The organism is Noviherbaspirillum sp. L7-7A, from assembly GCF_019052805.1.
In the GTDB taxonomy this organism is placed as follows: domain Bacteria; phylum Pseudomonadota; class Gammaproteobacteria; order Burkholderiales; family Burkholderiaceae_D; genus Noviherbaspirillum_A.
Genome location: NZ_JAHQRJ010000001.1, coordinates 2,495,263 through 2,513,492, shown reverse-complemented (window position 1 = coordinate 2,513,492; position 18,230 = coordinate 2,495,263). Strand labels below are relative to the sequence as shown.

18 protein-coding genes are annotated in these 18,230 nt (G+C 63.3%); 6 read left to right on the top strand and 12 right to left on the bottom strand.

The features are described 5' to 3' along the window. Positions 1-37: 37 nt before the first annotated feature. The 8 genes from KTQ42_RS11365 to KTQ42_RS11330 form a co-directional block, all read right to left on the bottom strand. Positions 38-913, bottom strand: coding sequence for a peptidase (locus tag KTQ42_RS11365; RefSeq protein WP_217345598.1), 876 nt, complete (start codon positions 911-913; stop codon positions 38-40). 66 nt (positions 914-979) lie between these two features. Beyond that, on the bottom strand, positions 980-1,777 hold the full coding sequence (locus KTQ42_RS11360; RefSeq protein ID WP_217345597.1) for a transglutaminase family protein: 798 nt from the start codon (positions 1,775-1,777) through the stop codon (positions 980-982). Between the two features lie 4 nt (positions 1,778-1,781). Then, entirely contained in the window at positions 1,782-2,780 is a 999-nt protein-coding gene (locus KTQ42_RS11355; RefSeq protein ID WP_217345596.1) for an alpha-E domain-containing protein, read from the bottom strand. A gap of 1 nt (position 2,781) precedes the next feature. Beyond that, a complete protein-coding gene (locus KTQ42_RS11350) occupies positions 2,782-4,197 on the bottom strand; it encodes a circularly permuted type 2 ATP-grasp protein (RefSeq protein WP_217345595.1) in 1,416 nt (471 codons plus the stop codon). A gap of 80 nt (positions 4,198-4,277) precedes the next feature. Then, positions 4,278-6,320 carry a sodium:solute symporter family protein gene (locus KTQ42_RS11345; protein WP_217345594.1) on the bottom strand — a complete coding sequence of 681 codons (2,043 nt, stop codon included), beginning with the start codon at positions 6,318-6,320 and terminating at the stop codon, positions 4,278-4,280. Beyond that, positions 6,310-6,579 carry a DUF4212 domain-containing protein gene (locus KTQ42_RS11340; RefSeq protein ID WP_217345593.1) on the bottom strand — a complete coding sequence of 90 codons (270 nt, stop codon included), beginning with the start codon at positions 6,577-6,579 and terminating at the stop codon, positions 6,310-6,312. Before KTQ42_RS11340 ends, KTQ42_RS11345 begins: the two co-directional genes overlap by 11 nt. Further along, positions 6,569-8,083 (bottom strand): sensor histidine kinase, encoded by a 1,515-nt coding sequence (locus KTQ42_RS11335; protein WP_217345592.1) that lies wholly within the window; start codon positions 8,081-8,083, stop codon positions 6,569-6,571. The genes KTQ42_RS11340 and KTQ42_RS11335 overlap by 11 nt, the downstream gene beginning before the upstream one ends. Before the next feature lie 5 nt (positions 8,084-8,088). After that, on the bottom strand, positions 8,089-8,787 hold the full coding sequence (locus KTQ42_RS11330; RefSeq protein ID WP_217345591.1) for a response regulator transcription factor: 699 nt from the start codon (positions 8,785-8,787) through the stop codon (positions 8,089-8,091). A 107-nt stretch (positions 8,788-8,894) separates the two neighbouring features. Between KTQ42_RS11330 and KTQ42_RS11325 the strand changes: the two genes are divergently transcribed. The 3 genes from KTQ42_RS11325 (at position 8,895) to KTQ42_RS11315 (ending at position 11,874) form a co-directional block, all read left to right on the top strand. Next, a protein-coding gene (locus KTQ42_RS11325) for an IS5 family transposase (RefSeq protein ID WP_217344550.1) occupies positions 8,895-9,655 on the top strand; the annotation gives its coding sequence in 2 pieces (ribosomal slippage) (positions 8,895-9,219 and positions 9,219-9,655; 762 coding nt in all). A 240-nt stretch (positions 9,656-9,895) separates the two neighbouring features. Beyond that, positions 9,896-10,984 (top strand): recombinase RecA, encoded by a 1,089-nt coding sequence (recA, locus tag KTQ42_RS11320; protein WP_249222727.1) that lies wholly within the window; start codon positions 9,896-9,898, stop codon positions 10,982-10,984. Between the two features lie 623 nt (positions 10,985-11,607). Continuing rightward, positions 11,608-11,874 carry a hypothetical protein gene (locus KTQ42_RS11315; RefSeq protein WP_217345590.1) on the top strand — a complete coding sequence of 89 codons (267 nt, stop codon included), beginning with the start codon at positions 11,608-11,610 and terminating at the stop codon, positions 11,872-11,874. On the opposite strand, the gene KTQ42_RS11310 is transcribed toward KTQ42_RS11315, so the two are convergent. Further along, on the bottom strand, positions 11,865-12,077 hold the full coding sequence (locus KTQ42_RS11310) for a hypothetical protein (protein WP_217345589.1): 213 nt from the start codon (positions 12,075-12,077) through the stop codon (positions 11,865-11,867). The genes KTQ42_RS11315 and KTQ42_RS11310 overlap by 10 nt on opposite strands. Before the next feature lie 166 nt (positions 12,078-12,243). Between KTQ42_RS11310 and KTQ42_RS11305 the strand changes: the two genes are divergently transcribed. The 3 genes from KTQ42_RS11305 to sucD are packed head-to-tail and all read left to right on the top strand — an operon-like array spanning position 12,244 to position 14,920. Further along, positions 12,244-12,807, top strand: coding sequence for a DUF2889 domain-containing protein (locus KTQ42_RS11305; protein ID WP_217345588.1), 564 nt, complete (start codon positions 12,244-12,246; stop codon positions 12,805-12,807). Positions 12,808-12,847: 40 nt separating this feature from the next. Beyond that, on the top strand, positions 12,848-14,014 hold the full coding sequence (gene sucC / locus KTQ42_RS11300; RefSeq protein ID WP_217345587.1) for an ADP-forming succinate--CoA ligase subunit beta: 1,167 nt from the start codon (positions 12,848-12,850) through the stop codon (positions 14,012-14,014). 24 nt (positions 14,015-14,038) lie between these two features. Next, complete coding sequence (gene sucD, locus KTQ42_RS11295) at positions 14,039-14,920, top strand: succinate--CoA ligase subunit alpha (protein ID WP_194713869.1); 882 nt, start codon at positions 14,039-14,041, stop codon at positions 14,918-14,920. A 272-nt stretch (positions 14,921-15,192) separates the two neighbouring features. Here sucD and uraD read toward each other — a convergent pair whose 3' ends face one another. The 3 genes from uraD to KTQ42_RS11280 are packed head-to-tail and all read right to left on the bottom strand — an operon-like array spanning position 15,193 to position 18,219. After that, a complete protein-coding gene (uraD, locus tag KTQ42_RS11290) occupies positions 15,193-15,717 on the bottom strand; it encodes a 2-oxo-4-hydroxy-4-carboxy-5-ureidoimidazoline decarboxylase (protein ID WP_217345586.1) in 525 nt (174 codons plus the stop codon). Continuing rightward, positions 15,714-16,661 carry an allantoinase PuuE gene (puuE, locus tag KTQ42_RS11285; RefSeq protein ID WP_217345585.1) on the bottom strand — a complete coding sequence of 316 codons (948 nt, stop codon included), beginning with the start codon at positions 16,659-16,661 and terminating at the stop codon, positions 15,714-15,716. Before puuE ends, uraD begins: the two co-directional genes overlap by 4 nt. 19 nt (positions 16,662-16,680) lie before the next feature. Continuing rightward, the gene (locus KTQ42_RS11280) at positions 16,681-18,219 is read right to left on the bottom strand and encodes a nucleobase:cation symporter-2 family protein (RefSeq protein ID WP_217345584.1); all 1,539 of its coding nucleotides are present in this window, start codon (positions 18,217-18,219) and stop codon (positions 16,681-16,683) included. Between the last annotated feature and the right edge of the window lie 11 nt (positions 18,220-18,230).

The window sequence follows — 18,230 nt, the reverse complement described above, 5'->3', positions numbered from 1 at the left end:
TATGCGCTGACTAGTAAGCCGGCGCATAATTGCCGCATCAATGTTGCCCGCCACCATTCTCCTGCGCCACGCTCTGCAACGGCGCATCCTCTTGCCCCGCCACCCGCAATTCCTCCGGCGGCTGTATCCGCACCGGATAGCTGCGGTCGCCCTCCAGTGACAGCGCCACCGGCTGCGCCGGGTCCGGCGCATTCCAGACCGGGTCCTCGATGCCTTCGAAGATGTGCTTCAACTGCTCGCCCCAGATGCCGCGGATCATCTGGAAATACTTGTTCTTCTCGGTGATCTTGACGAAGCGCCGGATCGCCAGCGAGCCGGATTCATAGACCAGCAGGTCCAGCGGCAGGCCGACCGAGACATTCGAGCGCAGCGTGGAATCCATCGAGATCAGCGCGCACTTGGCCGCTTCGTCCAGGCTGCTGGCCGGCGTGATCACGCGGTCGATGATGGGCTTGCCGTATTTCGACTCGCCGATCTGGAAATACGGGTTTTCATCGTGGGACTCGATGAAGTTGCCGGCGGAGTAGACCTGGAACAGCCGGCAGTTCTCGTTGCCGATCTGGCCGCCGAAGATCATGCGCACGTTGAAGTCGATGCCGAACTGCTCCAGCGCCTTGGCGTCGCGGGCATAGACGATGCGGATGGCCTCGCCAACGATCTGCGCCGCCTCGTACATGCTGCCCACGGTCCAGATGGACTTGCCGTCCGGCGTGACATGGTCGCTGATGACCTGGCGTATCGCCTGTGACAGCGACAGGTTGCCCGAGGTCATCAGCACCATCACCCGGTCGCCCGGGTTCTCGAAGGCGTACATCTTGCGGAAGGTGCCGACATTGTCGATGCCGGCATTGGTGCGCGAGTCGGACAGGAAAACCAGTCCCTCGTGGAGACGCATGGCGACGCAGTAAGTCATGATCGCAGTAAGAAATCCAAAAAAAAGATTGTACCGCAGCAACCTTTGGACTCGTCCAATGCGCGCCTAACGCCGCACCACACTGACGCGTACCTCCAACGATTCCATGCCGCCGCCCTGTCTGACGCCCCGCACCGGCGCCGCCGAATCGTAGTCGCGGCCGATGGCGAGCCGGCAGTAGTGGGTATTCTGGAAACAGGCATGCGTCACGTCGACGCTGGCCCATCCCTGGAAACTGCCGTCATCCACCCACATGTCGACCCATGCATGGCTTTCCGCATGGTCGCTGGTGCCGGGGTCAATATACCCTGATACGTAACGCGCCGGGATGCCTTGTACATGGCAGCAGGCCAGAAAGAGATGGGCATGGTCCTGGCACACGCCCTTGCCCAGTTTCAGTGCGTCGGCGGCGGTGGTGGTCACTTCGGTTGCACCGCTGCGGTACGCCACTGCACCATTGATGGCCTCCGCCAGTTCCAGCGCGGCGCGGCTGTCCTTGCCCTGCAGGTGGCGGCGGGCGAATTCGGCCACGCCTTCCGGCGCTTCGGTGAGCCTGGTGGTGACGGTATAGACCAGCGGCGACAGCTTGTCCTGGTCGTCCAGCCGGCCGCGGTCGAGTTCCCCGACTTCCAGCGTGCCGCCGGCGACGATGCGGATCTCATCGTGCATGCCGATAACGGTCAGGATGTGCGCCCGGTTGCCGTAGGCGTCGAGGTAGTCATGGCAGCTGCCCGGCGCGCTGACCCGCCAGTCGCGCACCTTCTGGTGCGGCTCCGAACGCGGCGTCAGGCGCAGCTGCTGGATGGTGTAGGACATCGGCGCCGTGTACCGGTAGGTGGTCTCGTGCTTGATGGAGAGGATCATGGCGTCATGCGCTTAACGGAAGGAGAAAGTCGCGGCTGACCCGGTTGCCCAGTTCATTGATGTCGGCCAGGAAGCGTTCGAGGTAGTCATGCAGGCCCTGCTCGAGAATGTCGTCGATGTTGGCGAACTTGAGCTGTGCATGCAGGCGCCCGGCGAAGCGCTCCGTCCGGGCGGAGTTGTCGTTGGCGACATTCCTCAGGTTGGCCACCACTTCCTCCAGGCAGCCCAGCAGCGAGCGCGGCATGTCCGGGCGCAGCATCAGCAGTTCGGCCACGCGCGCCGGCGTGATCACGTCGCGGTAGACCTTGCGGTAGATCTCGAATGCCGACACCGAGCGCAGGATCGCCGCCCAGTAATAGAAATCGCGCTGCGCATCCTGCACCCCGGCCTGGCCTGCGTCACCTTTATCAGCTTCGTCGCCTGCGTCACCGGACGGGCCGCCATGTTTTGCGCCGTGGAACTTCACGTCGAGTATGCGGGCGGTGTTGTCGGCCCGTTCCAGGTGGGTGCCGAGCCGGATGAAGTAGAAGGCCTCATCCTTCAGCATGGTGCCGATGGTGACGCCGCGCGACAGATGCGAGCGGTATTTCACCCATTCGAAGAAGGGGCTGGGGTCGTCGCGCAGGCTGCGGCTCCTGAGCTGGTTCTGCAGTTCCAGCCAGGTGGTGTTGTGGGTTTCCCAGACTTCCGTGGTGAGCGTGCCGCGCACGGCGCGCGCATTTTCGCGGGCGCTGGCAAGGCAGGAAACAATGGACGATGGATTGGCCGGGTCGCGCGCCATGAAGTCGATCACGTCGGGCGCGCTGATGCGGGGGTACTTGGCATGGAAGGCTTCCTCCAGCTCGGAGATGCCGAGCATCGCGCGCCAGCCGCGCTCGGTGGCGTCGGCCGACTGCGGCAGCAGGGCGGTCTGGACATTCACGTCCAGCATGCGGGCGGTGTTCTCGGCGCGTTCGGTATAGCGCGCCATCCAGAACAGATGGTCAGCGGTGCGGCTCAGCATGTCATTCCTCCAGTATCCAGGTGTCCTTGGTGCCGCCGCCCTGCGACGAATTCACCACCAGCGAGCCTTCCTTCAGCGCCACCCGCGTGAGCCCCCCCGGCACCATGGAGACGGTCTTGCCGGACAACACGAAGGGACGCAGGTCGATATGGCGCGGCGCGATGCCGGCGTCGACGAAGGTCGGGCAGGCCGACAGCGCCAGCGTGGGCTGCGCGATGTAGCCGTCGGGCCGGGCGATGATGCGCTGGCGGAATGCCTCGATCTCCGCCTTGGTCGAGGCCGGGCCGACCAGCATGCCGTAGCCGCCGGCGCCATGCACTTCCTTGACCACCAGTTCCTGCAGGTTGGCCAGCGTATAGGCGAGATCGTCCTTCTTGCGGCATTGCCAGGTCGGCACGTTGTTCAGTATCGGCTCTTCCGACAGGTAGAAGCGGATCATGTCCGGCACATAGGGATAGATGGACTTGTCGTCGGCCACGCCGGTGCCGATGGCATTGGCCAGCGTGACCCGGCCGGCGCGGTACACCGACAGCAGGCCCGGCACGCCCAGCGTGGAGTCGGCCTTGAAGGACAGCGGGTCGAGGTAGTCGTCGTCGATGCGGCGGTAGATCACGTCGACCCGGCGCGGGCCGCGCGTAGTGCGCATGTAGACCGCGTTATCGTTGACGAACAGGTCCTTGCCTTCCACCAGTACCACGCCCATCTGCTGGGCCAGGAAGGCATGCTCGAAATAGGCCGAGTTGTACATGCCGGGCGTCATGACCACCACGGTCGGGTCGGTCACGCCCAGCGGCGCCACCGAGCGCAGATTGTCCAGCAGCATATCGGGATAATGCTCGACCGGCGCCACCTTGTAGCGGGCAAAGAGTTCGGGGAACAGCCGCATCATCATCTTGCGGTCTTCCAGCATGTAGGACACGCCGGACGGCACCCGCAGGTTGTCTTCCAGCACATAGAACTCGCCTTCCCCGGCCCGCACCAGGTCGATGCCGGCGATATGGGCGTAGATGTCGGAAGGCACGGAAATGCCCTGCACCTCGGGCCGGTACTGGGCATTGCGGAACACCTGTTCGGCCGGCATGATGCCGGCGCGGACGATGTTCTGGTCGTGATAGATATCGTGGATGAACATGTTCAGCGCGGTCACCCGCTGCACCAGGCCGGCTTCCATCCCCTTCCATTCCTGCGCGGTGATGATGCGCGAAATGATGTCGAACGGGATCAGCCGCTCGGTGCCGGCATCGTCGCCATAGACCGCGAAGGTGATGCCGACGCGGCGAAAGATCAGGTCGGCCTCGGCCCGCTTGCGGGCCAGGGTCTCGGGCGACTGCTCGGATAGCCAGGCGGCGAATTCGCGATAGTGCGCGCGCACATCGCCTGAGCCGCCGGCATACATCTCATCAAAAAACGTTGGCATGATTGCTCCGCTGTGTTTGCCATCTGGCTTGGTGTAGAACCTATCAAGAAACATGCCAGCAGGAAGTGCAAGGCGCCTGGCTACGGCATTCTCAGCTGTTCAATGAATGCCTGGGTGCGTTGATCTGGCGGATCGGTCAGCAGGCTCACCAGCGCCAGTGCGATGCAGCCGGCGGGCACGCCGAACACGCCCGCCGAGATCGGGGCGATATGGAACCACTGCGCGGCGGATGTACCGCCGAGTGAAGGATTCGTGTGCAGCATGTAAAAAACACAGACGCCAAAGCCGGTCAGCATGCCGGCAATCGCACCCGGCTGGTTGGCGCGGCGCCAGAACACGCCCGCCACCAGCGCCGGGAACAGCGTCGACGCCGCCAGCGAGAACGCGGCGCCCACCAGCGACAGGATGTCGCCGGGCTTCAGCGATGCCGCATAGGCGGCGATCAGCGCCACTACCAGCAACAGCAGCTTGGAGATGGTGACCCGCTTCTGGGTCGAGGCTTTCGGGTCGAGCGTCTTGAAGTACACATCGTGCGACAGCGCATTCGATATGGTCAGCAGCAGGCCGTCTGCGGTGGACAGCGCGGCGGCCAGGCCGCCGGCGGCGATCAGCCCCGAGATCACATAGGGCAGGCCGGCGATCTCGGGCGTTGCCAGCACCACCATGTCGCCATCGAGGGCGATCTCGGCCAGCTGCACGATGCCGTCGCCGTTGATGTCGGCAATCTGCACCAGCGGCCGCAGCTTGTCGATGCTGGCCCAGTACGATACCCACGCCGGCAGTTTTGAAAATTCGGAACCGACCAGCGAGCTGTAGATGTCGTATTTCACCAGCACCGCCAGCGCCGGCACCGCGGTATAGATCAGCATGATGAACAGGAGCGTCCAGAACACGGAATGGCGCGTGGACGACACCGATGGCGTCGTGTAATAGCGCACCAGCACATGGGGCAGGGCGGCGGTGCCCATCATCAGGCACAGCACCAACGCCAGGAAGTTGTTGCGCCTGATGTCCGAGCTTTCCCGGTCCGGGCCGGGAAACGGCTGCACATGCGAGATGACCGGCGCGGCCCGCGCCAGGTCGGCGGCCCGTTCCTCGGTCCAGATGCGCTGCGCCTCGATACTGTCCTTCGGATAGTTGGCCAGCGCGCGCGAGGCGGCGCGGATTTCCAGCAGCGAGGCATTGCCGGTCTTGAGCTGCTCCACCCGGCGCTGCGCCTGCAGCCTGCCGTCTTCCCAGGAATGCGGCAGGCCGGCCAGCCTGACCGTGTAGTCGTCGGCGCGCTTCCTGAATACGGCCCGCACTTCCTCCTCGGTCGGGTCGGCGGCCAGCACCGCCTCGCGCTCGGACAGCTTGGCCAGCGCCGAGCCGTAGGCGATCTGCGGCACCGGCACCGAAGTATGCTTGGCCGAGAGCCACACCACCGGGATCATGTAGGCAACCAGGATGATGATGTACTGCGCGATCTGGGTCCAGGTGATGGCGCGCATGCCGCCGAGGAAGGAGCAGACCAGGATGCTGGCCAGGCCGAGGAAGATGCCGATCGAGAAGTCGATGCCGGTGAAGCGCGAGGTGATCAGGCCCACGCCATAGATCTGCGCCACCACATAGGTGAAGGAAATCAGGATGGTGGCCAGCACCGCGAGCATGCGGATCAGGTTGCCGCTGTAGCGGCCCGGATAGCGCGCCGCCAGGAAGTCCGGGATGGTGTACTGGCTGAAGCGGCGCAGATAGGGCGCGATCAGCAGCGCCACCAGCACATAGCCGCCGGTCCAGCCCATGATGTAGGCCAGGCCGTCGAAGCCCTGCAGGTAGAGGCCGCCCGCCAGGCTGATGAAGCTGGCCGCCGAGATCCAGTCGGCGGCGGTGGCCATGCCGTTGAAGACCGCCGGCACGCGGCGGCCGGCGACGTAGTACTCCGAGACGTCGGAGGTGCGGCTGATCACGCCGATGCCGGCATACAGCACGATGGTGGAGAAGATGAACAGGTAGCCGATCCAGGTGCGCGGAAAGCCCTCCTTCTCAAGCAGGGCCAGGGCCAGCAGGAACAGGATGAAGCCGACGGTATAGAGCAGGTAGTAGCGGCTGAGCTGGCGGGCGTAGCTGCGTGGCTTATCCGCCATGGCTGTCCTCGCCGAAGCGCGCATCGAGCCGGCGCATGCGCAGCGCATAGAAGCCGACAATGGCCAGGTAGATCAGGATGGCCCCCTGGGCTGCCAGGTAGAACGACACCGACCAGCCGAACAGGGTCAGGCCGGCCAGTTCGCGGGCAAAGAAAATCACGGTGAAGGTCACGCCCAGCCACAAGGCCAGCAGCATGCCGGTCAGGCGGCGGACATGGCGCCAGTAGGCGGCGCGGCGGTTGGCATCTCTATGCGCCATGGGAAACGGGCTCCTCGGCCGCAGCCGGTTTTTCCTGCAATGCCAGCGACACCCGGAACAGCGAGCCGGGATGCGCCTTGTCATTGCTGTGCGGGTTGTTATAGATCTCGACTTCGGCGCCGTGCTGCTGCGCGATCTCGCGCACGATGGCCAGGCCCAGGCCGCTGCCCTGGGTATGGCTGCCCAGTATCCGGTAGAAGCGCTCGAACACATGGCCCCGTTCCGACGGCGCAATGCCGGGGCCGGTATCTTCCACTTCCATGATCGCCAGGCTTCGTTCGCGGTCGGCGCGCACCCGCACCGTGACGGCGCCGCCGGCCGGCGTGTAGTGCAGCGCATTGTCGATCAGGTTGCCCAGCAGTTCGCGCAGCATAGTCGGATTGCCGCTGACCATGATCGGATAGCCGGGCTGCTCGAAGCCCAGGTCGATGCGGCGCGAGAAGGACAGCTGCACCCAGTCGTGCACCACGTTGCGCGCCAGTTCGGAAAGCTCGATCGGCATGAAGGGATAGGCCTGCGGCGACTGGTTCTCGGCCCGCGCCAGCGCCAGCAGCTGGTTGACCAGGCGGGTGGCCGACTCCGAGCTCTTGGCCAGCTGCTCCAGCGAGCGGTGTATCTCTTCGGCGCTGGTCTGGCGCAGCGCCAGCTCGGACTGCATGCGCATGCCGGCCAGGGGCGTCTTCATCTGGTGCGCCGCATCGGCGATGAAGCGCTTCTGCATCTGCAGGCTCTGCGACAGCTGCTCCAGCATGTAGTTGAGCGAGCCGACCAGCGGCGTGATCTCTTCCGGCACATGGCTTGAATCGATGGGGGAGAGGTCATCGGTGCGGCGGGCGCGGATGTGCTGCTGCAGCTCGGCCAGCGGCTTCAGGCCGCGCGACAATGCAAACCACACCAGCGCCAGCGCAATCGGCAGGATGATGAATTCCGGCAGGATCACGCCCTTGATGATCTGGTTGGCCAGTTCGGCGCGCTTGTCCAGGGTTTCGCCGACCTGCACCAGCGCCAGCCGGCGTTCGGCATCGGGCGCGCTCGGCGGTAGGGTCACATAGACATAGGCAATGCGGATGTCGGTATTGCGCAGGCTGGCATACCGCAGCTGGACCGACCACGGCGACACGTCTTCCTCTTCCTTCGGCGCCGGCAGCTCGAAGTCGCCATCGATGACCGCGCCGTCCGGCGAACGCACCTGGTAATAGACGTTGTCGACGTCATCGGCCCGCAGCAGGTCGCGCGCTGCCGCCGGCAGCGGCACCGTCAGCTGGCCCTTGATTTCCTTGACCTGCTGCGCCAGCACCGTCACCCGGTCGTCCAGCGCGCGGTCGAATGGCTGGTTGGCGATGTTCTTGGCCACCACATAGGTAATTGCGATGCTGATGGGCCACAGCAGCAGCAGCGGCACCAGCATCCAGTCCAGGATTTCCCCAAACAGCGAGCGCTGCATGGTTTCTTCCGCCTGGTCGAACCCTGCCGTGGCGGAGGCGGGCGGCGGCGCCGGTTTCATGCCTGTCAACTGGCGGAGGCAGGCGGTTGCGCCGATTCGCTGTACTTCTCCAGGCAATAGCCCAGCCCGCGCACGGTGGCGATGCGCACGCCGCCCGTCTCGATTTTCTTCCTCAGGCGGTGCACATAGACCTCGATCGCATTGTTGCTGACTTCCTCGCCCCATTCGCACATGTGGTCCACCAGCTGCTCCTTGGACACCAGGCGGCCGGTGCGCTGCAGCAGCACTTCCAGCAAGCCCAGTTCGCGCGCCGACAGGTCCAGCATCTGGTCGTTGATGTAGGCGATGCGGCCAACCTGGTCGTAGCATAGCGGCCCATGGCGGATCACGGTCGGCCCGCCGCCGACGCCGCGCCGGACTAGCGCCCGCACCCGGGCTTCCAGCTCGGACAGGGCGAACGGCTTGGCCATGAAGTCGTCGGCGCCCAGGTCCAGGCCCTTGACCCGCTGGTCAATGGAGTCGTTGGCGGTAAGGATCAGCACCGGCAGCCGCGAGTTGCGCGCCCGCAGCCGGCGCAGCACTTCCAGCCCGCTCATCTTGGGCAGGCCGAGGTCGAGGATCAGCAGGTCGAAATCCTGGGTGGAGAGTGCGGAATCGGCTTCCTGGCCGGTCTTGACGCAGTCGGTCGCATAGCCCGACTGGCGCAGGGAACGGGTCAGGCCATCGGCCAGCACGCCGTCATCTTCAGCTAACAGAATACGCATGGTAAAACGGTGTCCCCTCTAGGGCGTGTCATCAATTGAACTCTCGGAAATTTGCCCAGTCATTAGCACGTTGAAGTAATGGTTGGGGCGCGTAGCGCTGAGAAGTGATGAGAAGACGTTATGGATTAAGGGATGACCAGTGGGAGCGGCTCAAGGAATGGCTGCCTGGTCGGGAAGGACATGTGGGCCGCACGGCCAAGGACAATCGCCTGTTTGTCGAGGCGGTGCTATATCGCTACCGGGCAGGCATTCCCTGGCGCGATCTGCCGGAGCGGTTTGGGGATTTCCGGGTCATCCATACCCGGCACACTCGCTGGAGCAAAAGCGGCGTCTGGCAACGCATATTCGAGGCGCTAGCGGCCGATGCCGACAATGAATACGCCATGATCGATTCGACCATCGTGCGTGCGCATCAACACAGCGCAGGCGCGAAAAAAGGGGGGCCGAAGTCCAGGCAATCGGGCGCAGCCGTGGCGGGCTGAGCACGAAAATCCACGCCACCGTCGATGCGCTGGGCAATCCCACCGGATTTCATCTGACGCCGGGGCAGGCGCATGATTTGGACGGTGCAGATGCGTTATTGCCCGGCACGCCAGCGGCCACGGTCATTGCCGACAAAGCGTACGATGCCCAGGAGCGGGTCATTGATCGGTTGCTCGACGCTGGCAAAAACGTCGTGATTCCGCCCAAGCGCTGCCGCAAGCAGCCGCGCGACTACGACAAGCACCTGTACCGGGCACGGCATCTGATTGAGCAATTCTTCAACAAGCTCAAGCAATATCGCAGCATTGCTACCCGCTACGACAAAACCGCCCGCAACTTCCTTGGCGCTATCCATCTCGCTGCCGCTGTTGTCTGGCTCAATTGATGACACGCCCTAGTTGGCGCCAGTCTATTGTCTTTTTATCTACCCGGCAATAAATCTGTCGAACATCGAACAACTATCAATGAATCGGCAGATTTTCAGCGAACATTTAGTGTACTGTCTCGGTCCATAAAAAACCCAGGTTTAGCTTGCATAAAGTACTGGATTTTTGTACAGTACTGGCTGTGAAATAAATTCGTTGAATCAGACTATCCATCGTTGATCTCACGCTGAAAGAAATTTATGGACGACAAGAAAGCAGCAATCTCCGGCTCGGACAAATCCAAGGCACTTGCTGCCGCGCTGGCCCAGATCGAAAAGCAGTTTGGCAAGGGCTCCGTCATGCGCATGGCTGACGGCGCGGTGGTCGAGGAAGTGCAGACCGTCTCCACCGGTTCTCTGGGCCTGGACATTGCGCTCGGCGTAGGCGGCCTGCCGCGCGGCCGGGTGGTGGAAATCTACGGTCCGGAATCCTCGGGCAAGACCACGCTGACGCTGCAGACCATTGCGCAGATGCAGAAAATGGGCGGTACCTGCGCCTTTATCGATGCCGAGCATGCGCTGGACGTGGTGTATGCGCAAAAGCTGGGCATCAACCTGCAGGAACTGCTGATTTCCCAACCGGACACCGGCGAGCAGGCATTGGAAATCTGCGACGCGCTGGTGCGTTCCGGCGGCGTCGACCTGATCGTGGTCGACTCGGTGGCGGCACTGACGCCGCGCGCCGAAATCGAAGGCGACATGGGTGATTCCCTGCCTGGCCTGCAGGCGCGCCTGATGTCGCAAGCGCTGCGCAAGCTGACCGGCTCCATCAACCGCACCAACACCCTGGTGATCTTCATCAACCAGATCCGCATGAAGATCGGCGTGATGTTCGGCAATCCGGAAACCACCACCGGTGGCAATGCGCTGAAATTCTATGCATCCGTGCGACTGGACATTCGCCGTACCGGCTCGATCAAGTCGGGCGATGAGGTGATCGGCAATGAGACCAAGGTCAAGGTCGTGAAGAACAAGATCGCGCCGCCGTTCAAGGAAGCGCACTTCGACATCCTGTACGGAGAAGGCACTTCCCGCGAAGGCGAGATCCTGGACTTGGGCGCAGATGCGAAGATCGTTGAAAAGTCGGGCGCCTGGTATAGCTACAATGGCGAGCGCATCGGCCAGGGCAAGGACAATGCGCGTAATTTCCTGAAAGAGCGTCCGGAACTGGCGCTGGAAATTGAAAACAAGGTGCGTGCTTCGCTGGGCGTGCCGCTGTTGCCGGTGCCTAAGGGTATGGAAGCAGGCAAGGCCGCGCGTGAAGTGAAGGAAGCCGGCGCCGCCGAATAAGGCGGGGAGGGTGTCGATCTTTGGTCGCTGCTTTCCTGTGCAAGCCAGTTTTTTTGGAATAAGGAAGCCCGCTGGAGACAGTGGGCTTTTTTTATTCTTGTATGGCTTGGGGATGTGAGGATTGATGAAAGCGTAAGCTGCCGTTGCCGTTGCCGTTGCCGTTGCCGTTGCCGTTGCCGTTGCCGTTGTTTTTGACGTACGCGCAGCGACAGTTGCTGTTGAAGTTGAAGTTGAAGTTGCCGTTGCAGTGAAGTCCCGTTGAGCGCGCCGTGACGGCGATGCCTGAAGCGGATAAGGTGCGGCGTCTGTCTGAGCGAAGCGCAGCGTAGCGAGTTTAGCCGCGCCCCGCTTCAGGCGTCGACGGCACGGGAACCCCGCGCAGCGGGGCGCGATCACCGGGTCGCCTTTTCTTGCCTACTTCTTTTGGCGAAGCAAAAGAAGTAGGTCGCCTGCCGGGGCGAACACCCGGCCTGGTCATGACGACAGTGCAGTCAGGTTGCTTCACCAGCCGTAAAGACGTCACTGCGAAGCAGCCGTTGCTTTTGAAGTTTGAAGTTTGAAGTTTCAATACGAACGTCAACATCAACACCGACAGTGCTGCCCGTGCCTTGCCGGGTGACGCAATGCGGATGCACTGCCGTGGAGACAAGCCGGGAATCCGTCCCGGCGGCCGGGTCACTTTTTTTGCTTCGCCAAAAAAAGTAACCAAAAAAAGGCGACCCGGTGATCGCGCCCCGCTGCGCGGGGTTCCCGTGACGGCGCCCTCAATGGGACTTCACTGCAACGGCAACGGCAACGGCAACGGCAACGGCAACGGCAACGGCAACGGCAACGCCAACGGCAGCGGCAGCGGCAGCGGCAGCGGCAGCGGCAACTGTCGCTACGCGTAACTGCAACTGCAACTGTCGCTACGCGTAACTGCAACTGCAACTGCAACTGCAACTGCAACTGCAACTGCAACTGCAACTGCAACTGCAACTGCAACTGCAACTGCAACTGCAACTGCAACTGCAACTGCAACTGCAACTGCAACTGCAACTGCAACTGCAACTGCAACTGCAACTGCAACTGCAAGGACGGCTTCGAAAGCCACGGCCCCAAACCACCCGTTTCAGCCAAGCATTTGGCGAAGCGACAAACAGCTGTGCTACACTCTCGGGGTTTTTTTGCAGCGCCGCAGGAGCGGCTGTTGTCGTAGAAACTGCGACAGCGACACGCAAATGCGGCTTTTTTGTTGCCGCTTCAACCGGCATTCTTCCATGCCCCTGTCATCACCTACATCCCGCCGCGTGCTCAAGCACCGCCGCGCCATCCAGATCGACGCCTATGCGCGGGAGGATGGCCTGTGGGATCTCGACGCCCATATCACCGATATCAAGACCCGCGACATCAGCACCGCTTCCGGCGTCCGTCCGGCTGGCGTGCCAGTGCATGACCTCTGGCTGCGCGTCACGATAGACCGTGCAATGAACATCGTCGATGTCGAGGCGGTGTCGGACAATGTGCCGTATCCGGGCTTCTGCAATACCATCGGTCCGGCCTATCGCGCCATGATAGGCCTGAATCTGATGAAGGGCCTGCGCCACGAGCTCAAGCAGCGCCTCGGCGGCATTGCCGGCTGCACCCACCTGACCGAACTGGCGCAGATCCTGCCAACGGCCGCGGTGCAGGCCTATGCCGGCGAAGTCATACCAGTGCAGGGCGATGAAGACGTCAAGCCTTTCCAGCTCGACCATTGCCATGCGCTGCGCACCGATGGCGGCGCGGTCGCCAAGTTCTACCCGCGCTGGGCAGTTGCCCATGCGGATGATTCCACCACTTAAATCCAGTCATTATTCAATCAGCGTCTGAAGGGAAGCTCGCATGAAAATCCATGAGTACCAGGGTAAAGAAATCCTCCGTAAGTTCGGAGTGACCGTTCCACGCGGCATCCCGTGCATGAGCGTCGAGGAAGCCGTCAAGGCAGCCGAAGAGCTCGGCGGCCCGGTCTGGGTCGTCAAGGCCCAGATCCATGCCGGCGGCCGCGGCAAGGGCGGCGGCGTCAAGGTTGCCAAGTCGATCGACCAGGTACGCGAATACGCCAACGCCATCATGGGCATGCAGCTGGTCACGCACCAGACCGGCCCGGAAGGCCAGAAAGTGCGCCGCCTGCTGATCGAGGAAGGCGCCGACATCAAGAAGGAACTGTACGTCTCGATGGTCACCGACCGCGTCTCGCAGCGCGTCGTGCTGATGGCCTCCAGCGAAGGCGGCATGGACATCGAGGAAGTGGCCGAGAGCCATCCTGAAAAAATCCACAAGGTGGCAATCGATCCGTCGGTTGGCCTGACCGACAAGGATGCCGACGACATCGCCGCCAAGATCGGCGTGCCGCCAGAATCGATCGCGGATGCCCGCGCCCAGCTGCAGGGCCTGTACAAGGCTTACTGGGAAACCGATGCATCGCTGGCTGAAATCAACCCGCTGATCCTGACCGGCTCCGGCAAGGTCATCGCGCTCGACGCCAAGTTCAACTTCGACTCCAACGCCCTGTTCCGTCATCCGGAAATCGTCGCCTACCGCGACCTGGACGAAGAAGATCCGGCCGAAGTCGAAGCCTCCAAGTTCGACCTCGCCTACATCTCGCTGGACGGCAACATCGGCTGCCTGGTCAACGGCGCCGGCCTGGCCATGGCCACCATGGACACCATCAAGCTGTTCGGCGGCGAGCCGGCCAACTTCCTGGACGTGGGCGGCGGTGCAACGGCGGAGAAGGTCACCGAAGCCTTCAAGATCATGCTGAAGAACCCCGGCCTGAAAGCCATCCTGGTCAACATCTTCGGCGGCATCATGCGCTGCGACGTGATCGCCGAAGGCGTGATCACCGCTTCCAAGGCCGTGTCGCTGTCGGTGCCGCTGGTGGTGCGCATGAAGGGCACCAACGAAGACCTGGGCAAGAAGATGCTGGCCGACTCCGGTCTGCCCATCATTGCCGCAGACACCATGGAAGAAGCCGCGCAGAAGGTTGTCGCCGCGGCCAACGGTCAATAACGAATACGCGCAGAAGGAAACACAATGTCCATCCTCATCAATAAAGACACCAAGGTCATCACCCAGGGCATCACCGGCAAGACCGGTCAGTTCCACACCCGGATGTGCCGTGAATATGCCAATGGCAAGAACTGCTTCGTTGCCGGCGTGAACCCGAAGAAAGCCGGCGAAGACTTCGAAGGCATTCCCATCTTCGCGAACGTGAAGGAAGCCAAGGCGCAGACCGGCGCCACCGTGTCGGTGATCTATGTGCCACCCGCCGGCGCTGCCGCCGCCATCTGGGAAGCCGTTGAAGCCGACCTCGACCTGGCGATCTGCATCACCGAAGGCATCCCCGTGCGCGACATGATGGAAATCAAGGACCGCATGGCCAAGTCCGGCAGCAAGACCCTGCTGCTCGGACCGAACTGCCCGGGCCTGATCACGCCGGACGAAATCAAGATCGGCATCATGCCGGGCCATATCCACAAGAAGGGCCGCATCGGCGTGGTTTCGCGTTCCGGCACCCTGACCTATGAAGCAGTCGGCCAGCTGACCGCGCTGGGCCTGGGCCAGTCCTCGGCCGTGGGCATCGGCGGCGACCCGATCAATGGCCTGAAGCACATTGACGTGATGAAGATGTTCAACGACGACCCGGACACCGACGCCGTCATCATGATCGGCGAGATCGGCGGACCCGACGAAGCCAATGCGGCCGAGTGGGTGCGCGACAACATGAAGAAGCCGGTGGTTGGCTTCATCGCCGGCGTGACCGCGCCTCCGGGCAAGCGCATGGGCCATGCCGGGGCGCTGATCTCCGGCGGTGCCGACACCGCCGAAGCCAAGCTGGCCATCATGGAAGCCTGCGGCATCAAGGTCACCCGCAACCCGTCGGAAATGGCGCGTCTGCTGAAGTCCATCATGTAAGCAGGCGGCTTAGCGGCCTGCTTGCGGGTCGCAAACGAAAAAAGGCAGCGATGACGCTGCCTTTTTTATTGCCTGACGCGGATGGGATGGCGCGGCCAGTAGGGTGCAATACCCGAAGGGCATTGCACCATGGTCGCAGACCGGGAAGATATTCTCGGCCAACTTCCTTGCGTGAGCATCGGTGCAATGCCCCTCCAGGGTATTGCACCCTACGAACGCCGCACGTTTCACGCTTTGGCAATTGCGGCGCTGCTGCGGTCGCAGCCTTTTCCCTAGGCCCCTTCCGTTACCAGATCCCCCAACCGAAATCCCCCGATCCTGATGATCTGCTCGATGCACTCCGCTGCCTCGACGTCCCGCGGATTCTCCAGCCGCTGCGCAAAGTGCTTCAGGATGCTGTGCCGGTCATGCCCTTTGACCGCGATCACGAAGGGGAAGCCGAACTTCTCGTTGTAGCGCCGGTTCAGGTCCTGCATCCGTTCGAACTCTTCCGGGCTGCACTGGTCCAGGCCGGCGCCCTTCTGCTCGCGGGTGGATTCGTCGGTCAGTTCGCCGCGCACCGCCGCCTTGCCGGCCAGCTCGGGGTGGGCGCGGATCAGGCGCAGGCGTTCCTCCTGGCTTGCGCTGCGCACCGCATCGGCCATGGCCTGATGCAGCGCCTCGACGCTGGCAAACGGCCGCCTTGCCGCGGCGCGCTCGGCGACCCAGGGCGAGTGTTCAAAGATCGCGCCCAGGCGGGCCGTGAAGTCGGCTGCCGGCATGGCGTTCAGTGCATTCAGGCTGATGGAGCTGCTCATGCTTTTACCTCGTAGGGATGATTCTCTATCCAGTGCCGGGCGATGTCGATGCGGCGGCAGATCCATGCCTTCTCGTGCGACTGCACATAATCAAGGAACCGCTGCAGCGCGCGGAAGCGGCCGGGGCGTCCCAGCAGCCGGCAATGCATGCCGATCGACAGCATCCTGGGCCGGTCCTGACCTTCCGGATCGCCTTCGGCATACAGCACGTCGAAGCTGTCCTTGAGGTACTGGAAGAACTGCTCGCCGGTGTTGAAGCCCTGCGGCGTGGCAAAGCGCATGTCGTTGCTGTCCAGGGTATAGGGCACCACCAGGTGCGGCTTGCTGGCGCCGCCGGCGATCTCGACATCGGTCCAGAACGGCAGGTCGTCGCCGTAGTAGTCGGAGTCATAGGCAAAGCCGCCATGCTCGACCACCAGCCTGCGGGTATTGGGCGAGTCGCGGCCGGTGTACCAGCCCTGCGGCGCCAGGCCGGTCATCTCGCGGAAGATCGCCACCGCCTCGCGCATGTGGCGCCGCTCGGTGTCCTCGTCCATGCTCTGGTAGTGTATCCAGCGCAGGCCATGGCAGGCGATCTCGTGGCCCAGTTCCTCGAAGGCGCTGGTCAGCTCCGGATGGCGCTGCATCGCCATCGCCACGCCGAACACGGTCAGCGGCAGCTTGCGCTGCTCGAATTCGCGCAGGATGCGCCAGACACCCGCCCGCGAGCCGTATTCATAGATCGATTCCATCGACATGTGGCGCGCCGGATAGGCCGCGGCGCCGACGATCTCCGACAGGAACTGCTCGGACGCCGGGTCGCCATGCAGCACGTTGTTCTCGCCGCCTTCCTCGTAGTTCAGCACGAACTGGACGGCGATGCGGGCGCCGTCGGGCCAGCGGGCGTGGGGAACGTCGCGGCCATAACCGATCAGGTCGCGTGGATAAGCTTCATGTCTCGACATAAGGTTCAGGATAGTCAGGTTATTCGGCGCCGTGCGTGTTCTCGCGCGCAGCCTGCTGCGCCTGCTCGCTCGACGCCAGTCCGTTGAAGAACAGGTTCAGCAGCACCGCCGAGATCGCCGCCAGCAGGATGCCGCTGTGCAGCAGCGAGGACAGCGACTTCGGCATGTGCTGCGCATAGTTTTCCGCCACCAGCGGCAGCATGCCGAAGCCGATCGACACCGCGACGATGAACTGGTTGTGGCGGTTGGTCCTGTAATCCACGCCGGAGAGGATGCGGATGCCGGTGGCGGCCACCATGCCGAACATCACCAGGCCGGCGCCGCCGAGCACGAACTGCGGCACCGCTTCGGCGGCCTGGGCAATCTTGGGCAGCACGCCCATGACGATCAGGATCACGCCCGCCGCCACGCAGACCCAGCGGCTCTTGACGCCGGTCACGCCGACCAGGCCGACGTTCTGCGAGAACGAGGTGTAGGGAAAGGTGTTGAAGATGCCGCCGATGATGGTGCCCAGGCCGTCGACGCGCAGGCCGCGGCTGATGTCGTCCTCGCGGATCCGCTTGCCCACCAGGTCGCCCAGCGCCAGGAACATGCCGGTGGACTCGATCATCACCACCAGCATCACCATGGTCATGGTCAGGATGGCGACCGCATCGAAGGTCGGCATGCCGAACTGGAATGGCGTCACCAGCGCAAAGCCCTTGGCCGCGGCCACCTTCTCGAAGCTGACCTTGCCCATGGCCCAGGCCAGCACGGTGCCGGCGAGAATGCCGGTCAGCACAGCGATATTGGCCAGGAAGCCCTTGCCGTACTTTGCCATGCCCAGAATCACCAGCAGCACGAACAGCGCGATGCCCAGGTTGTCCAGCGCCGCATAGGCCGGGTTGGGAATCATGGGCGCCGGTCCGGCCGGCAGTGCGGCGCCGGCCGCCTTGGCCGCTTCCACCAGGCCGGCAAAGGCCGGGTCGGGAATCCTGGCCAGGTTGGGCGGGCCGCCGACGGCCCAGTTCACGCCCACCCGCATCAGCGTAATGCCGATCACGGCGATCACGGTGCCGGTAACCACCGGCGGAAACAGCTTGAGCACCCGGCTCACGAATGGCGCAATCAGCAGCGAGATCACGCCGGCGCCAATGACGGAGCCAAAGATGCCGGTGACCCCCAGCGCGGGATTGTTGGCCATGGCCAGCATCGGGCTGACCGAGGCGAAGGTCACGCCCATCATCACCGGCATCCTGATGCCGAACAGCTTGCCGAAGCCGAGGGACTGGATCACGGTGACCAGGCCGCAGCAGAACAGGTCGGCGCTGATCAGGGCGGCCACCTGTTCCGGCGGCAGCTTGAGCGCGCGGCCGATGATCAGCGGCACCGCGATGGCGCCGGCATACATCACCAGCACATGCTGCAGGCCGAGCGTGAGCAGCTTGCCGGCCGGCAGGCGTTCATCGACGGCGGATGGCAGGCTGGCGTCGGCAAGCGCCGCATCAGTGTCTGGCGCGACGGATAAGGCAGCGGGGCGGTCGGCGCGCGCTGCGGAAGTTGCGTGGGATAAGGACATGCTTGTCTCCG

What these genes read in the sequence shown, in the direction of transcription:
- KTQ42_RS11365 (WP_217345598.1), bottom strand. Translation starts at nt 913, where the DNA reads ATGACTTACTGCGTCGCCATGCGTCTCCACGAGGGACTGGTTTTCCTG.
- KTQ42_RS11360 (WP_217345597.1), bottom strand. Translation starts at nt 1,777, where the DNA reads ATGATCCTCTCCATCAAGCACGAGACCACCTACCGGTACACGGCGCCG.
- KTQ42_RS11355 (WP_217345596.1), bottom strand. Translation starts at nt 2,780, where the DNA reads ATGCTGAGCCGCACCGCTGACCATCTGTTCTGGATGGCGCGCTATACC.
- KTQ42_RS11350 (WP_217345595.1), bottom strand. Translation starts at nt 4,197, where the DNA reads ATGCCAACGTTTTTTGATGAGATGTATGCCGGCGGCTCAGGCGATGTG.
- KTQ42_RS11345 (WP_217345594.1), bottom strand. Translation starts at nt 6,320, where the DNA reads ATGGCGGATAAGCCACGCAGCTACGCCCGCCAGCTCAGCCGCTACTAC.
- KTQ42_RS11340 (WP_217345593.1), bottom strand. Translation starts at nt 6,579, where the DNA reads ATGGCGCATAGAGATGCCAACCGCCGCGCCGCCTACTGGCGCCATGTC.
- KTQ42_RS11335 (WP_217345592.1), bottom strand. Translation starts at nt 8,083, where the DNA reads ATGAAACCGGCGCCGCCGCCCGCCTCCGCCACGGCAGGGTTCGACCAG.
- KTQ42_RS11330 (WP_217345591.1), bottom strand. Translation starts at nt 8,787, where the DNA reads ATGCGTATTCTGTTAGCTGAAGATGACGGCGTGCTGGCCGATGGCCTG.
- recA (WP_249222727.1), top strand. Translation starts at nt 9,896, where the DNA reads ATGGACGACAAGAAAGCAGCAATCTCCGGCTCGGACAAATCCAAGGCA.
- KTQ42_RS11315 (WP_217345590.1), top strand. Translation starts at nt 11,608, where the DNA reads ATGCGGATGCACTGCCGTGGAGACAAGCCGGGAATCCGTCCCGGCGGC.
- KTQ42_RS11305 (WP_217345588.1), top strand. Translation starts at nt 12,244, where the DNA reads ATGCCCCTGTCATCACCTACATCCCGCCGCGTGCTCAAGCACCGCCGC.
- sucC (WP_217345587.1), top strand. Translation starts at nt 12,848, where the DNA reads ATGAAAATCCATGAGTACCAGGGTAAAGAAATCCTCCGTAAGTTCGGA.
- sucD (WP_194713869.1), top strand. Translation starts at nt 14,039, where the DNA reads ATGTCCATCCTCATCAATAAAGACACCAAGGTCATCACCCAGGGCATC.
- uraD (WP_217345586.1), bottom strand. Translation starts at nt 15,717, where the DNA reads ATGAGCAGCTCCATCAGCCTGAATGCACTGAACGCCATGCCGGCAGCC.
- puuE (WP_217345585.1), bottom strand. Translation starts at nt 16,661, where the DNA reads ATGTCGAGACATGAAGCTTATCCACGCGACCTGATCGGTTATGGCCGC.
- KTQ42_RS11280 (WP_217345584.1), bottom strand. Translation starts at nt 18,219, where the DNA reads ATGTCCTTATCCCACGCAACTTCCGCAGCGCGCGCCGACCGCCCCGCT.